This window comes from Streptomyces sp. WELS2 (genome assembly GCF_013870595.1).
Taxonomy (GTDB): domain Bacteria; phylum Actinomycetota; class Actinomycetes; order Streptomycetales; family Streptomycetaceae; genus Streptomyces.
On record NZ_JACBWZ010001074.1, the window covers coordinates 1 to 1,835 of the forward strand.

Annotated in this window: 2 protein-coding genes; both read left to right on the forward strand. The window is 76.0% G+C overall.

The window, feature by feature from the left end; all coding sequences use genetic code 11:
* Nucleotides 1–361, forward strand: a 361-nt coding sequence (locus H5J33_RS33735) for a helix-turn-helix domain-containing protein (protein WP_181798482.1), incomplete at its 5' end; no start/stop codon positions are given.
* Between the two features lie 214 nt (nucleotides 362–575).
* On the forward strand, nucleotides 576–1,835 hold a 1,260-nt coding region (locus tag H5J33_RS33740), incomplete at its 3' end, for a diaminopimelate decarboxylase (protein ID WP_181798483.1).

The window sequence follows — 1,835 nt, forward strand, 5'->3', positions numbered from 1 at the left end:
GCGGGCCGTGGCGTGGGTGGAGGACGTGGCCGACACCATCGGCGTCCTGCGCGCGCTGGAGGCGCTGCGGGACCTGGAAGTGCCGCCGGGGACCTCGGTGGCGCGGCTGGCCGCGTTCGACGCCGAGCACGCCGGCAGCCGTCTGGTGGAGTCCCTGCGGGCGTACCTGGACCACTTCGGCGATGTGCCGGCCGCCGCGCGCAGCCTCTCGCTGCACCCCAACACCATGCGGTACCGGCTGGGCCGGATCACCGCCGTGTCGGGGCTGGACCTCGGCAGTCCGGACGCCCGGCTGCTGGCGCAGCTGCAACTGCGCCTCGGCCTCGGGGACGGAAGGCCGCGGGGCACCCCGGGCCCCTGAGCCCTTGTTCGTGCGCCCGCACCGGCGAAGGGGCCCTTCCTCGTCGCCGCGCACCAAGGCGGCGCGACCGGGGTGCGGACCCCCGGTGCGGGACCGGCCGCGGCGGGTATGCGTGTGCGGGACCGACGAAGACGGCCCCCGGGCGCGGCGAGCAGCCTGGTCGTGTGCCCGGGGAAACGGCCCCGGGCCGCCGTCCCACACCGGAGGGTGCACCATGACCGCTGTGTCCCGTGCCGCCGCGCGCCGCGAACACGTCCTGAGGGAAGCCGTGCGGCAGGGCCTGCTCGACCCCGAACTCTCCCCGCTGGCCGCCTTCGTGGACCTCGACGGGGTCGCGGCCACGGTCCGGGCCCTGCGCGAGGCGTTTCCCGGCGCCCCGGAACTGCCCGCCGTCACCCACGCGTTCGCCGCGAAGGCCAACTGCCTGGTGCCGGTGCTGCGGGAGCTGGAGCGGCTCGGGATGGGCTGCGAGGTCGCGACCGGGGGCGAACTGGCCCGGGCGCTGGCGGCCGGGTTCCCGGCCGACCGGATCGTCTTCGACTCCCCGGCCAAGTCGCGCGCCGAGCTGGCGCGGGCCCTGGAGCTGGGGGTGGCCGTCAACGCCGACGGCTTCCAGGAGCTGGAGCGGATCGACGCGCTGCTGGCGGGCCGCCCGACCGCGTCCCGGATCGGGGTGCGGCTGAACTGCCAGGTCGGCGGCGGGGCCATCGCCGCGATGAGCACCGCCACGGCCACCTCGAAGTTCGGTGTCCCGCTGACGGATCCGGGCAACCGGGAGCGGCTGCTGCGGGCGTTCGCCGCGTATCCGTGGCTGACCTGGGTGCACACCCACACCGGGTCGCAGGGCTGCCCCCTGGACCTGATGGCGCGCGGGGTGGCGCAGGCGGTGGAGTTCGCCGACCAGGTGACGGCGGCGTTCGGGCCGGGCCGGGTGGAGGGCGTCGACATCGGCGGCGGGCTTCCGGTGAACTTCGCCGACGACGAGGTCACGCCGACGTTCGCCGACTACGTCGGACAGCTGCGGGCGCACGCCCCGGGGCTGTTCGAGGGCCGGTACCGGGTCGTCACCGAGTTCGGCCGCTCGGTGCTGGCGAAGAACGGGTTCCTGGCGGCGTACGTCGAGTACACCAAGACCGCCGGGGGCCGGCCGATCGCCGTGACACACGCCGGGGTGCAGGTCGCCACCCGGACGGTGTTCAGCCCCGACGCCTGGCCGCTGCGGATCGAGGCGTACGACCCGGAGGGGGCCGCCCTGCGGGGACGGCCCGTCCGGCAGGACATCGCCGGTCCGGCCTGCTTCGCCGGCGATCTGCTGGCCCGCGGCCGGGCGCTGCCGCCGCTGCGGCCGGGCGACCTGGTGGTGGTGCCGGACACCGGCGCGTACTACTTCTCCACGCCGTTCCACTACAACAGCCTGCCCGAGCCGGCCGTGCACGGGGTCCGGACGGACGCGGCCGGCCGGGTGGAGTTCACG